This is a genomic window from Salipiger aestuarii (assembly GCF_003259905.1).
GTDB lineage: Bacteria > Pseudomonadota > Alphaproteobacteria > Rhodobacterales > Rhodobacteraceae > Salipiger > Salipiger aestuarii.
Map to the genome: position 1 here is coordinate 88,671 of NZ_QLMG01000001.1, position 12,501 is coordinate 101,171.

11 protein-coding genes are annotated in these 12,501 nt (G+C 67.3%); 7 read left to right on the forward strand and 4 right to left on the reverse strand.

Going from position 1 to position 12,501, the window contains the following annotated elements; translation table 11 throughout:
- The first annotated feature begins 12 nt into the window (after nt 1-12).
- Genes ATI53_RS00510 through ATI53_RS00525 form a run of 4 tightly spaced genes read left to right on the forward strand, consistent with a single transcriptional unit; the run spans nt 13 to nt 4,332 of the window.
- On the forward strand, nt 13-1,020 hold the full coding sequence (locus ATI53_RS00510; RefSeq protein ID WP_009506315.1) for an ABC transporter substrate-binding protein: 1,008 nt from the start codon (nt 13-15) through the stop codon (nt 1,018-1,020).
- Nucleotides 1,017-1,766 carry an ABC transporter ATP-binding protein gene (locus ATI53_RS00515; protein WP_111549452.1) on the forward strand — a complete coding sequence of 250 codons (750 nt, stop codon included), beginning with the start codon at nt 1,017-1,019 and terminating at the stop codon, nt 1,764-1,766. Before ATI53_RS00510 ends, ATI53_RS00515 begins: the two co-directional genes overlap by 4 nt.
- The gene (locus tag ATI53_RS00520) at nt 1,763-3,304 is read left to right on the forward strand and encodes an ABC transporter permease (RefSeq protein ID WP_111549557.1); all 1,542 of its coding nucleotides are present in this window, start codon (nt 1,763-1,765) and stop codon (nt 3,302-3,304) included. The genes ATI53_RS00515 and ATI53_RS00520 overlap by 4 nt, the downstream gene beginning before the upstream one ends.
- Nucleotides 3,301-4,332: a glycosyltransferase family 4 protein gene (locus tag ATI53_RS00525; protein ID WP_111549453.1), complete on the forward strand. Its 1,032-nt coding sequence runs from the start codon at nt 3,301-3,303 to the stop codon at nt 4,330-4,332. Before ATI53_RS00520 ends, ATI53_RS00525 begins: the two co-directional genes overlap by 4 nt.
- Here the strand turns inward: ATI53_RS00525 and ATI53_RS00530 are convergent.
- Nucleotides 4,329-6,677 (reverse strand): hybrid sensor histidine kinase/response regulator, encoded by a 2,349-nt coding sequence (locus tag ATI53_RS00530; protein WP_170134503.1) that lies wholly within the window; start codon nt 6,675-6,677, stop codon nt 4,329-4,331. The two genes, ATI53_RS00525 and ATI53_RS00530, sit on opposite strands and share 4 nt — an antisense overlap.
- 138 nt (nt 6,678-6,815) lie before the next feature.
- Here ATI53_RS00530 and ATI53_RS00535 point away from each other — a divergent pair, with 138 nt between their 5' ends.
- The gene (locus tag ATI53_RS00535) at nt 6,816-7,184 is read left to right on the forward strand and encodes a response regulator (protein WP_009506308.1); all 369 of its coding nucleotides are present in this window, start codon (nt 6,816-6,818) and stop codon (nt 7,182-7,184) included.
- 234 nt (nt 7,185-7,418) lie between these two features.
- On the opposite strand, the gene choV is transcribed toward ATI53_RS00535, so the two are convergent.
- From choV to choX, 3 genes are all read right to left on the reverse strand, one after another.
- Nucleotides 7,419-8,450 (reverse strand): choline ABC transporter ATP-binding protein, encoded by a 1,032-nt coding sequence (gene choV / locus ATI53_RS00540; protein ID WP_009506307.1) that lies wholly within the window; start codon nt 8,448-8,450, stop codon nt 7,419-7,421.
- A complete protein-coding gene (gene choW / locus ATI53_RS00545) occupies nt 8,447-9,283 on the reverse strand; it encodes a choline ABC transporter permease subunit (RefSeq protein ID WP_009506305.1) in 837 nt (278 codons plus the stop codon). The genes choV and choW overlap by 4 nt, the downstream gene beginning before the upstream one ends.
- A 127-nt stretch (nt 9,284-9,410) precedes the next feature.
- Nucleotides 9,411-10,322 carry a choline ABC transporter substrate-binding protein gene (choX, locus tag ATI53_RS00550; RefSeq protein WP_009506304.1) on the reverse strand — a complete coding sequence of 304 codons (912 nt, stop codon included), beginning with the start codon at nt 10,320-10,322 and terminating at the stop codon, nt 9,411-9,413.
- Between the two features lie 104 nt (nt 10,323-10,426).
- Here choX and betI point away from each other — a divergent pair, with 104 nt between their 5' ends.
- Both betI and betC read left to right on the forward strand, forming a co-directional pair.
- On the forward strand, nt 10,427-10,999 hold the full coding sequence (betI, locus tag ATI53_RS00555) for a transcriptional regulator BetI (RefSeq protein ID WP_009506303.1): 573 nt from the start codon (nt 10,427-10,429) through the stop codon (nt 10,997-10,999).
- Nucleotides 10,996-12,501: a choline-sulfatase gene (gene betC, locus ATI53_RS00560; protein ID WP_009506302.1), complete on the forward strand. Its 1,506-nt coding sequence runs from the start codon at nt 10,996-10,998 to the stop codon at nt 12,499-12,501. Before betI ends, betC begins: the two co-directional genes overlap by 4 nt.

Genomic DNA, 12,501 nt, shown 5'->3' on the forward strand with positions numbered 1-12,501 from the left:
CAGGAGCGCGCCATGACCCCGACCACCCCGATCCGCCGCGAGGCGCTAACCCCGACCCGCCGCGAGGCGCTTGTCCTTGGCGCCGCCGCGCTGCTGACGCCGCGCTTGGCCCGCGCCGCGACCCCCGCCACCCTGCAACTGTCATGGCTGCATTCGGTGCAATTCGCCGGCAGCTACATCGCGCAAAGCCGCGGGTACTGGGGGGACGCGGGGCTGGATGTCACGCTGTTGCCGGGCGGACCGAACGCGCCGGTAGAGCCGCCGGTGGTGGCGGGCACGGCACTGGTTGGGATCTCGGCAGCGGATTACACGGCGGCGGCGGTCAACCAGGGCGCGCCGTTCCGCATCATCGGCGTGGCGATGCAGAAGAACCCGTTCGCCATCGCCTCGCTTGCCGCCAACCCGGTGGCGGACCCGCGCGATCTGATCGGCAGGCGCATCGGTATGGCGTTGGCCAACATGCCGGTGCTTGAGGCACTGTGCGCCCTCAACGATGTCGACATCGCCGGGATCGAGGTGGTGCCGACGCAATACGACGCCGCGCCGCTGGTGCAAGGTCAGGTCGATTGCCTGCTGTGCTGGGCCACCGACCTGCCGGTCGCGATGCGGATGCAGGGCATCGACAGCACCGTCATGCTGCTGGCCGATCACGGCTATGCGGTGCATTCGCAGACCTATATCGCCACGCAGGACAGCCTTGCCAACCGCCGTGCAGATCTGGTGGCGCTGATGAAAGGCGAAATCCGGGGCTGGGGCGATTACCACGCTGGCCCAGAGGCCGCAGCCAATCTGACGGTGCAGATGTTCCCCGATGCGGGGCTGGACCTTGAAACGCAAAAGCTACAGGCCGAACGGCAGGTGCCGTTGATGTTCTCGGATCTGACCGACGCGCAGGGCTTTGGGTGGTTCACCGATGACACGGTGGCGGCGAACATCGAAACGCTCGCCCTGCTGGGCAAGCCGGTCAGCGCCGACCTGTGGGACCGCTCGATCCTCGAAGAGGTCTACGGCGCGGGATGACGGACCCGCGCGCGCTGCGGCTGGAGGGGGTCGCGAAACGCTTTGGCGACGGTGCGGGCGCGATACAGGCGGTTGCGCCCTGCGACGTGGCGATCGCGCGGGGCACGACGACTGCGCTGGTGGGCCCGTCGGGATGCGGCAAGTCCACGCTGCTGCGCATGATCGCGGGGCTTGAGGCGCCAACCGACGGGGGCATCCTGTTCGGGGGCGAAACTCCGGACACGCTGCGCCGCCGCGCCGGGCTGGCGATGGCCTTTCAGGATGCGGCGCTGCTGCCGTGGTTGCGGCTGCGCGGCAACGTCGCGCTTGGGCGCAAGCTGGCGCGCCGGGTGCCCGATGCCGCCGCGGATGACGCGCTGATCCGGCTGGTGGGGCTTGCGGGATTCGAACGCCGCCGTCCCGCGGAACTGTCGGGAGGCATGCGCCAGCGCGCCGCCATCGCGCGCGCTCTGGCCGGCGACCCCGACCTGCTGCTGCTGGACGAACCCTTCGGCGCGGTGGACGAACTGACCCGCGAACGGCTGAACGCCGAGCTTGCCCCGCTGTGGGATGCGCGCGGCACCACCACGCTGCTCGTCACCCATTCCGTGATCGAGGCCGTGCGCCTGTCGGACCGCGTGCTGGTGTTCAGCCCGCGTCCGGCGCGGGTGGTCGCCGATATTGCCGTGCCGCTGGCGCGCCCAAGGCATAGCTCTGCCGCCCTTGCCGATCTGTGCGAGGCGGTGCGCGCCGCGCTGCGCGGATGATCCGGATGCCAAGGGTCGTTGTCTGGGCGGCGCTGCTGCTGGGGTGGGAGGTGTTCGCGCGGCTGACCGCCGACGGGTTCGTCATCGCCGCCCCGACCGAAATCGCGCAGTACGTTTGGCGCAACACGGGCCTGCTGTGGCGCGCCACGGGGGTCACCGGCTGGGTGGCGCTGCAAGGGTTCGTCTGGGGCAATCTTGCGGGGGTGATGCTTGCGCTGGCGGCGGTGTTGATACCACGCGCCGAACGCGGGCTGCTGACGCTGGCATTGTTGGCTTTTTGCCTGCCGCTGGTGGCGACCGGGCCGATCCTGCGGGTGCTCTATGGGCCGGGGCAGGGGCCGCAGGTGACGCTGGCCGCCCTGTCGGTGGTCTATACCACATTCCTGTCCGTGCTGGTGGGGCTGCGCGCGGTGCCGCAAAGCTGGCTGGATCTGGCGCGCAGCTATGGGCGCGGACCTGTCACGCTGCTGGCGCTGGTGCGGTTGCCGGCAGCACTGCCCTATCTGGTGGCGGGTTTGCAAATCGCGGCGCCTGCGGCGTTTCTGGGCGCCATGGTGGGCGAATTCACCGGCGCGGAACGCGGATTGGGGGTGCTGACAGTGCGGGCGCTGCGCGGGCTTGATCTGCCCGCCACATGGGCCGTCGCGCTGCTGGCGGCCGCGCTGTCGATGGCCGCGTTTGCCGGGATCGGCGCGCTGGGGCGCAGGCTTTCGCTGGCCCCGCCCGAGATCCTGCTGGCGGCGCCCGATGACGCGCGGGGCCGCGCTGGCGCGTCGATCCAGGGCATCGCCGCCGTCGCCGTGGCACTTGCGGTCTGGCAGGGGGCGATGGATGCCTTCGATTTGCCAAGGTTCTTTGCGCGGCGACCGGGCGATGTCTGGGACTATCTCGTGACCGCGCCAGAGGCCGGGGCGCATCGGGCGAACCTGCTGGCGGCACTTGGCGAAACGTTGACGGTCGCGCTGCCGGGATACGGCGCGGGGCTGCTGCTGGGGGCGGGGCTTGCCGCGCTGCTGACGCTGGCACCGCCTCTTGCGGCGCTGGTGCTGCCGGTGTCGGTGGCGCTGCGGTCGATCCCGATCATCGCCACAGCGCCGCTGATCGTCTGGGCGCTGGGGCGGGGGGCTGCGGGGTCGATCACGGTGGTCGCCGTGATGATCTTTTTCCCAACATTGGTTGCCTGCCTGCACGGGCTGGCCCGTGCGCCGCGCCCGCTGATGGATCTCTTCGACAGCTATGACGCGGGGCCGCTGCGCCGTCTGTGGGGCGTGCAACTGCCCGCGATGTTGCCCGCTTTTTTCGCGTCGGCCCGGATGGCGGTGCCCGCGGCGATCCTGGCGGTGACCACGGCGGAATGGCTGGCCACCGGGCGCGGCATCGGCGCGCTGATGGCAACCGTTGCGTCCACGTCGGATTACGCCATGCTCTGGAGCGCCATCGCCGTGATCGGCCTGGCCGCGCTGGCCACCCACGCGGGCGTCGCCGCGCTGGAACGCGCGGTGCTGCGCCGCACCAGCCCCGAGCAGCTTGCCGGATGACCGAGTGCGTCTTTGCCATTCCCGGCGATCACGCGCGCAGGACCGGCGGGTTCATCTACGAACGCCGCCTGCTTGAAGAGCTGCAATCCGCCGGGCGCAGCGTACATCACCTGCGGCTGGCCGATGGCGGCGCAACCCCCGATGCGGCCACCCGCGCCGCGTGGCGCGCCGCGCTCGACCCGCTGCCCCGTGACGTGCCGCTGATCCTTGACGGGCTGGTGTTCGGGGCGATGCACACGCGCGACCTTGCCCGGATCAAGGCGCCGGTGGTGGCGATGCTGCACCACCCGATGGGGTTGGAACACGGGCTACCGGCTGCGCTTGCGCGCCGGCTTATGGCGCGGGAAACGGCCAATCTGAGGCAGGCTGCACATGTGGTCGTGACCAGCCCGCACACCGCGCGAACCTATGTCGCGATGGGCGCGGACCCCGAGCGCCTGACGGTGGCGCTGCCCGGATTTGACGGGCCGCTTCCGCAGCCGCGTCCTGAGGCCGGGCCGAATATCCTGTCGGTGGGGTTGCTCGCCCGGCGCAAGGGGCACGATGTGCTGATCGACGCGCTGGCCCGTATCGCGGATCTGGATTGGACTGCCCTGATCGTGGGCAAGACCCATGATCCGGCGATCGCCGGCGCGCTGCAAGCGCAGATCGCCGATACCGGCCTTGGCCCGCGCCTGCGCCTTGCCGGAGAACTGAGCGATGCCGCGCTGGCCGAAGCCTACAGCCGGGCGCGGATCTTTGCGCTGGCCACCCGGCACGAGGGCTACGGCATGGCGCTGGCCGAGGCGCTGCGTTACGGGCTGCCCATCGTCACCTGCGCGGCGGGGGCGGTCCCGGAGACGGTGGGCGGCGGCGCCCGGCTGGCCCCGCCGGACGATGCCAGCGCCTTTGCCGCGCATCTGCGCGCGCTTCTGACCGACGATGCGGCCCGCGCGGCACTGGCCGCCGCCAGCCGGGCGCTGGGGCGCGATCTGCCGGGATGGGCAGATACGGCGCGCCTTGTGGGGCGGGTGCTGGACCGGCTTTAACGCGCGCGGTCAAGCTGGCTGCGCAGGGTGCGGGCCAGCTCTGACCGGGCGCAGGGCTTTTGCAGGATCACCCCAAGCTCGGCCAGATCCTCGGCGCGCACCGCCCCGGTGTAGCCGGACATGAACACCACGGGCAGGGTCGGATAAAGCCGACGCGCCGCCCGCGCCAGCGCAACGCCATCCAGCCGCCCCGGCATCACCACATCGGACAGCAGCAGATCCACCGTCTTGTCCGCTTGCAGGATGTCCAGCGCGATGTCGCCGGAGCGCGCCGTCACCACGTCAAAGCCAAGCGCGCGCAGCGTTTCGGCGACAAGGTCGACCAGCGCGGGTTCGTCTTCGACCAGCAGGATGCGTTCATGTCCCGCCACGGTGACGGGCGTGCGATGCTCGGGTGCGACCACGTTGCCCTCGGGCGTGCCGGCGGGCAGTGTCAGCCGGACGGTCGTGCCCGCGCCGGGCACGGAGTAAAGCGCCAGCGTCCCACCGGAGGTTTCCGCAAAGCCATACACCATGGCAAGACCCAGACCGCTGCCCGTGCCTTCGGGCTTGGTGGTGAAAAACGGATCGGTGGCGCGCTTGCGCACGTCGTCGGTCATGCCGGGGCCGTTGTCGGCGATGGTAAATTCCACCCGGCGCGGCACCGGATCGCCGTGCGATGCGATGTCCGGGTCGATCAGGTCGTGCACCTCGCGCACCGACAGCGTGATCCGCCCGCCGGATTCGGGCCCAGACGACCGAATGGCATCGCGGCTGTTCAGGACCAGATTCAGCAGCGCGTTTTCAAGCTGCGGCAGGTCGCAATGAACATGCAGGCCCTCGGGCGGGGCGGAAAACAGCAGTTCGATCCGCTCTTCGATGGCAGGCACCGCAAGGTCGCGGAATTCGGCCAGAACATCGGTCACGCGATGCGACCCCGGCGCGCCGGACTGGCGCTTGGCAAAGGCCAGCAGCCGCGCCGTAAGATCGGCGCCGCGCCGCACCGACTGGGCGGCGGTGTCCAGATACCGGCGCCCGGCGTCGTCGGCATGGGGCAGGGCAAGCTGCACGGCGTAGTCGATGGTGGCAAGGATGTTGTTGAAATCATGCGCCACTCCGCCGGTCAGCTGGCCAAGCGCGTCCAGCCGGCTGGAGCGTTCCTCGCGCTGGCGGGCGCGTTCCTGATCGGTCACGTCATCCATGACGATGACCGACGCGATGCCGTCGGCCCGCCCGTCGGGCAGCGGCGCGCTTGACAGGGTGACAAAGCGCGGCTCGGTGTCGTCGGGCCGCTGCAGGGCCAGGATGTCGCTGTGCCATGGGGCGCCGCTGCCCGGTACTGCGGGACGGCGCAGCGGGCTATGGGCGGGCGCCAGCGGCTTGCGGCTGTCGGGATCGACGAACCGCGCGTCGTCGGGCCAATTCTGCGGGGCGGGGCTGTCGGCAAGCCCCAGCAACCGCCGCGCGCCGGCGTTGGCAAAGGCGATGCGTCCGTCGCGGGTCAGCCCGAAAATCGCGCTTCGGGCGGTGTCGAGCACGACCCGAAGCCGGTCATTCACCGCCCGCAGGTCCGCGGTGATGTTTTCGGCGCGCCGCCGGGCGCGGCGGGTTTGCCACAGGAAGCTGGTGATGACCCCCATGATCGCCGCTGCTGCCGCCACCGACAGCCATGTCTGTCGCGCCGGAGTCCAGAAGCCCGCAGGGGCGAACCAGCGTGCGTGCAGCGCCTGATACGCGTCCAAGCTGAAATAGCCCGGAATGATCGCATCCAGCCTTTCGCGGACGGCGCCAAGCCCGGCACGCAGGGGCCTGGCCCGTTCGTTGACAAGGAACGGCACCGGCGCCTCGTCGAGCCTGCCGGTCGCTTCCTGCTGTTCCGGCAGGGCGCGCATGGCTTTTACCATTTCGCTTCGGCAATCGCCCTGTACTGCTTGCGCCCATTCGGTGGTGCTGACCAGGCGGAATTCCAGATCCGGCCGCGCCCGCCGCGCAAGGTCGCGCAGCGCATCGACGCCGTAGCCTGTGGCGGTCCGGGACTCATCGACGAAATGATCGGGCGGGGCATCCCCGATGCACACGGTCAGCACATCCGGAAACGGCGTGGGGCGCCCCGTGTTCCAGCTTGCCGGCAGCTTTTCAAGCCGGGCCCGGCGCGCGAGCCGCAGATCAAGCCCGGCTTCCTGCGCGACGGCGGGGGACAGGTCGGCGAAAGAGCCGTCGGGTTCGGTGCCGTGCGTCCCGATTGAGGCCATGTCGTTCAGGCCGGGCATGGGCGTCCAGGGCGCCCGAAGCTGCTGTGCCGCAAGCGGTGTCGCGATCAGGGCAAATAGGCCGGCGGCGATCAGCCTGGCCTCAGGATGTGCCATGACGGTCCTCATGTGATTGTGCGCTTCGCATTGTGCCATTCGACGGGGTCTTGTGGGGGCCTGGCGTGCGGCAGGCTGCCTGCCTCGCACCAGAAAACCTGTTAGGATGCGGCAACCTTGTCTGCGCCGGAGGATGCCATGACTCACCACCCGGACGTGCTTGTCGTGGACGACGATCCGGCGTTGCGCGACATCATGGGCGCGGCTTGCGCAGCCTTGGGGCACCCTGCGGCACTGGCTGCGGACGGGGCGGGCGCGCTTGACCTGCTGGCGCGGATCGTCACGATCCGGCTGGCGCTGGTCGACGTGGTGCTTGGCGCGGGCGCGACCGGCTTGGCGCTTGCCGCCGACATCCGGACGTTGCACCCGGATGTCGAGGTCGTGCTGTTGTCGGGTCTTGGCGGCAGCATCGACGCCGCTTCGGGGGGCGATGCGCTGATCCTTGCCAAGCCGCTGCCATTGGACAAACTGCGCGCCGTGCTGGACGGCAAGCATCGGGGCGGGTGAGGTCGACAGATGGCTGACCGGCGATCCGGGGCCACCGATGCGGGGCCAGGGCGGCGCGACGCGTGCCGCTCAGATCATTGCGCCGCGCACGCGCGCGCGAAATGAACTGCACTATGGTGGTAAGCGGCGCGCGGGGCAAACCTATGGCACCTCGGCCCAGGGAGGGAGGGGGCGAACGCATGGGTTCGAAAGGTCGGCCCAAAGGGGCGTAGCCCTTCTTGGGCCGAGAGGGCGTCAGGCGGTGGCTGGCGTGCGGTTCAGCCCGCGCAGCACGTCATCCTTGCCAAGCTGGCCGATCAGCTGGCCGTTTTCGGTCACACCCACCGGCCCGTCATGGCCGATCAGAATGTCGAAACCGTCGCGCATCAGGCTGTCGGCGTCCACCGTCATCGTCGGCGCGCTGGTGACAGGCTGCATCAGATCGCGCGGGCGCAGCACGCCCAGCGGGTTCATATGCTGCACAAATTCCGCGACATAATCGTTGCGCGGATCGCGAAAGATGTCCTGAGGGGCGCCGGTCTGCACGACGCGGCCGCCTTCCATGATCGAAATGTGGTTGCCCAGCTTGAAGGCCTCGTCCAGATCGTGGCTGACAAAGACGATGGTGCGCTTGAGCCGCTGTTGCAGTTCCAGCAATTCATCCTGAAGCTTGGTGCGGATCAGCGGATCAAGCGCGGAGAACGGTTCATCCATCAACAGGATCGGCGCTTCGGTGGCAAAGGCGCGGGCCAGGCCGACACGCTGCTGCATGCCGCCCGACAGCTGTCCCACCTTCAGATCGCCCCAGTCGCCAAGGCCGACCAGATCCAGCTGCGCGTCGATGCGCTCGCGCATCTCGGCCGCCTTCATCCCCGCCAGTTCCAGCCCCAGCCCGACGTTCTCACGCACGCTGCGCCAGGGCAGCAGGCCGAATTGCTGGAACACCATGGCGACATGGTTCATGCGGATGCGGCGCAGGGTGGCCGGGTTGGCGTGGGTCACATCGACCATGCTGGTGCCGTCGTTGACGCTGACCGACCCGCGCACCACCGGGTTCAGCCCGTTGATCGCCCGCAGCAGCGTCGACTTGCCCGACCCGGACAGACCCATCAATACCAGGATTTCGCCTTCTTCGACGGTCAGGTTGCAGTTGTGCACGCCCAGCACCTGGCCGGTGGCTTCCTGGATTTCGGCGCGGTGCCGGCCGTCGTCCATCAGGGGCAGGGCGGATTTCGGCTTGTCCCCAAAGACGATGGAGACGTTGTCGATCTTGACGACGGTGCTCATTTGCGGACTCCGATGTTCAGGATGCGGTCGAGCATGATGGCGACCACCACGATGACAAAGCCGGATTCGAACCCCAGGGCGGTATTCACCGAATTCAGCGCGCGCACCACCGGCACGCCCAGCCCGTCGGCGCCCACAAGGGCGGCCACAACGACCATGGACAGCGACAGCATGATGGTCTGGTTCAGCCCCGCCATGATCTGCGGGACCGCATAGGGCAGTTCGACCTTCCACAGCGTCTGCGACGGCGTCGCGCCAAAGGCGCGCGCCGCTTCCAGCAGGCCGGCAGGGGTGGACGACACGCCCAGATAGGTCAGCCGGATCGGCGCGGGCAGCACAAAGATCACCGTGGCGATCAGGCCCGGCACCATGCCGATGCCGAAAAACACGATCGCCGGTATCAGATAGACAAACGTGGGCAGCGTCTGCATCAGATCCAGAACCGGACGGACATAGGCGTAAAGCCGGGGGCGGTGCGCGGTGGCGATGCCGATGGGCACCCCGATGGCCATGCAGACCACGCAGGCCGACAGCACCAGCGTCAGGCTTTCGGTGGTTTCTTCCCAGTAGTCCTGATTGAGGATGAACAGGAAGCCGAGCGCCACGAAAAGCGCCACCTTCCAGCTGCGCTGAAGCGCGTAGGTGATCGCGACAAAGACCGCGATGACGATCAGCTCGGGGGGTTCCTGCAGGACAAAGAGGATCGCGTCGATCAGCGTTTCCATCAGCACCGACAGCGCATCCAGAAAGAATTCCCCGTTGTCGCGGATCCAGTCGAAGACGGCGCTTGCCGCCTTGCCCACCGGGATTTTGTGATCAGTCAGCCATTCCAATGGTCGCGGTCCCCTGTGTATGCGGCCCTCTTTGCCGGGGCCGGTTCTGATACTGAAACAGGCCCGGCCAGTTGCCCGGACCTGTCATGAAAACCCCCGCCAAAGCGGCTTTGGCGGGGGATGCGCCTTAAAGGCCCAGTTCGGATTTGACAGCGGCGGTGCCGTCTTCGCCATCCACCGTGGTCACGCCGTCGACCCAGGCCGTCACGGCATCGGGGTTGGCCCTGATCCAGTCCAGCGTGGCGTCTTCGGGATCGGCGCCATCGTCAAGGATCTGCCCCATGATAAGGTTTTCCATCGGCAGCGAGAAATCCATCTGGCCGAACAGCTTGCCCAGGTTGGGGCATTCCTCGGCGAACCCCTTGCGGGTCACGGTGTTGACCACGCCTTCGCCGCCGAAGAAATCTTCGCCGCCGGGCAGGTACTGCAGGTCGAAATTGGCGTTCATCGGGTGCGGCTCCCAACCCAGGAACACGATGAATTCGCCGTCGTCCACAAGGCGGCGCGCCTGCGCAAGCATGCCCTGTTCCGAGCTTTCGACGACTTCGAAATTCTCAAGCCCATGCTTGTTCTCGTCGATCAGCGACACGAGGTAGGCGTTGCCCTCGTTGCCCGGCTCGATGCCGTAGATCTTGCCGTCAAGCTCGTCTTCGAACCTGGCGATGTCGGCGTAGCTTTGCAGGCCCGCGTCCCAGGCCGCCTGGGTGGTGGCGAGGGTATATTTGGTGCCTTCCAGGTTGGTGTTGATCGATTCGATCTCGCCGCTGTCGAGGTAGGGTGTGATCGCGCCGTTCTGCGCCGGCATCCAGTTGCCGAGGAACACGTCCACATCATCGCTTTCCAGCGACGCGAAGGTCACGGGCACCGACAGGACCTTGACATCCACGTCGTATCCCAGCGCCTCCAGAACATGCTTGGCGGCCGCGGTGGTGGTGGTGATGTCGGTCCAGCCCACATCGGACATGGTGACGCTGTCGCAATCGGCAAAGGCGGCGGTGGTGCTCAGCGCGAGGGCGGAAACGGTTGTGACAAGTTTCATGGGGTCTCCCTTTCTTGATGTCTTCATTTTTTGATTGACCAATCAATCAACTCACGGCTACTCCCATATTGCAACCCTTTTCTTGCACCTTTGAGGATACGCGCATGTCGGCTCAACCACAACGCAAGCAACAGCTTGTCGAAGCGGCAATCGAAGAGATCGGAGCCACCGGCAGCCTGAATGTGACCGTCGGGCGAATCGCCAAGCGGGCCGGCGTGTCCGCCGCGCTTGCCTTTCATTACTTCGGTGACAAGGACACGCTGTTTCTGGCGGCGATGCGCCATGTGCTGGCGATTTACGGCGCCGAGGTGCGCGGCGCGCTGGTGGCCTCGGATGGGCCGCGCGACCGGCTAGACGCGATCATCCGCGCCAGTTTCAGCCCCACCAACTTTCGCGCCGAAGTCATTGCGGCGTGGTTGAATTTCTACGTTCTGGCGCAGCAATCGCCCGAGGCGAAACGGCTGTTGTCGGTCTATCACCGGCGGCTGGAAAGCAACCTCGTCTACAACCTGCGCGCGCTTGCCGGGGATGCCGCCCCCGGAATCGCCACGCGGCTGGGCGGGCTGATCGACGGCATCTACCTGCGCTTCGCCGTCAACCCCGACGACACCACCGGCACGAGCGCCGCCGCGCAGGTGCTGGCCACCCTCGATCATGAACTGCGGGCCCTCAAATGACGCAACCGAATATCCTTGTCATCATGGTGGATCAGCTCAACGGGACGTTGTTTCCCGACGGGCCTGCCGACTGGCTGCACGCCCCGAATCTGAAGCGACTCGCCGCGCGATCCGTGCGATTCCCCAATTGTTATACCGCAAGTCCGCTCTGCGCGCCGGGTCGTGCGTCGTTTATGTCGGGGCAATTGCCATCGGTGACGGGGGTCTATGACAACGCGGCCGAATTTCCGTCGGACCTGCCGACCTATGCCCACCACCTGCGCCGCGCGGGCTATCACACCTGCCTGTCGGGCAAGATGCATTTCGTCGGTCCCGACCAGTTGCACGGGTTCGAGGAACGCCTCACCACCGATATCTACCCCGCCGATTTCGGCTGGACGCCGGATTACCGCAAACCGGGCGAACGCATCGACTGGTGGTATCACAACATGGGCTCGGTCACCGGGTCGGGCGTCGCCGAGATTTCCAACCAGATGGAATACGACGACGAGGTCGGCAATTGCGCCAAGGCGAAACTGTACGACCTCGCACGCGCGTACGATACGCGCCCGTGGTGCCTGACCGTCAGCTTCACCCATCCACACGACCCCTATGTGGCCCGGCGCAAGTTCTGGGACATGTACGAGGATTGCGCGCATCTGCTGCCCGACATCCCCGCGATGGCCTATAACGACCACGACCCCCACGCCAAACGCATTCTCGACGCCAATGACTGGCGCGCCTTCGACATCACCGAAGACAACATCAAACGCTCGCGCCGGGCCTATTTCGCCAACATTTCCTACCTCGATGAAAAGGTGGGCGAGATGCTGGATATTCTGGAAAGCACCCGGCAAGAGGCGGCGATCCTGTTTGTGTCCGACCACGGCGACATGCTGGGCGAGCGGGGCCTGTGGTTCAAGATGACCTTCCTTGAAGGCGCGTCGCGGGTGCCGATGATGATCTGCGCGCCGGGGCTGGAACCGGGGGTGAATCTCACGCCGGTGTCCAACATCGACGTCTGCCCGACGCTGTGCGATCTGGCCGGCATCGACATGGCCGAGGTCATGCCTTGGACCGCTGGCGAACCGCTGATCCCGGTCGCCAGGGGCGGCACGCGTGGAATGGTGGCGATGGAATACGCGGCCGAGGCATCCTGTGCGCCGCTCGTCGCGCTGCGGGACGGCAGGTACAAATACACCCGCTGTTCGCTTGACCCCGAACAGCTGTTCGATCTCGAAGCCGATCCGCATGAATTGACCAACCTGGTTGGCGATAGCGCCCATGGCGAACCGCTGGAAAAGCTGCGCGCCGCCGCCGATGCCCGCTGGGATCTGGAACGCTTTGACGCCGAGGTCCGCAAAAGCCAGGCCAGGCGATGGGTGGTCTACGAGGCCCTGCGCAACGGGGACTATTACCCGTGGGATTACCAGCCCCTGCAACAAGCGTCGGAACGTTTCATGCGCAACCACATGGATCTGAACGTGGTCGAGGACAACGCCCGCTTCCCGCGCGGCGAATGA

Coding starts and splice junctions, on each gene's coding strand:
- ATI53_RS00510 (WP_009506315.1), top strand. CDS start 13: ATGACCCCGACCACCCCGATCCGCCGCGAGGCGCTAACCCCGACCCGC.
- ATI53_RS00515 (WP_111549452.1), top strand. CDS start 1,017: ATGACGGACCCGCGCGCGCTGCGGCTGGAGGGGGTCGCGAAACGCTTT.
- ATI53_RS00520 (WP_111549557.1), top strand. CDS start 1,763: ATGATCCGGATGCCAAGGGTCGTTGTCTGGGCGGCGCTGCTGCTGGGG.
- ATI53_RS00525 (WP_111549453.1), top strand. CDS start 3,301: ATGACCGAGTGCGTCTTTGCCATTCCCGGCGATCACGCGCGCAGGACC.
- ATI53_RS00530 (WP_170134503.1), bottom strand. CDS start 6,677: ATGGCACATCCTGAGGCCAGGCTGATCGCCGCCGGCCTATTTGCCCTG.
- ATI53_RS00535 (WP_009506308.1), top strand. CDS start 6,816: ATGACTCACCACCCGGACGTGCTTGTCGTGGACGACGATCCGGCGTTG.
- choV (WP_009506307.1), bottom strand. CDS start 8,450: ATGAGCACCGTCGTCAAGATCGACAACGTCTCCATCGTCTTTGGGGAC.
- choX (WP_009506304.1), bottom strand. CDS start 10,322: ATGAAACTTGTCACAACCGTTTCCGCCCTCGCGCTGAGCACCACCGCC.
- betI (WP_009506303.1), top strand. CDS start 10,427: ATGTCGGCTCAACCACAACGCAAGCAACAGCTTGTCGAAGCGGCAATC.
- betC (WP_009506302.1), top strand. CDS start 10,996: ATGACGCAACCGAATATCCTTGTCATCATGGTGGATCAGCTCAACGGG.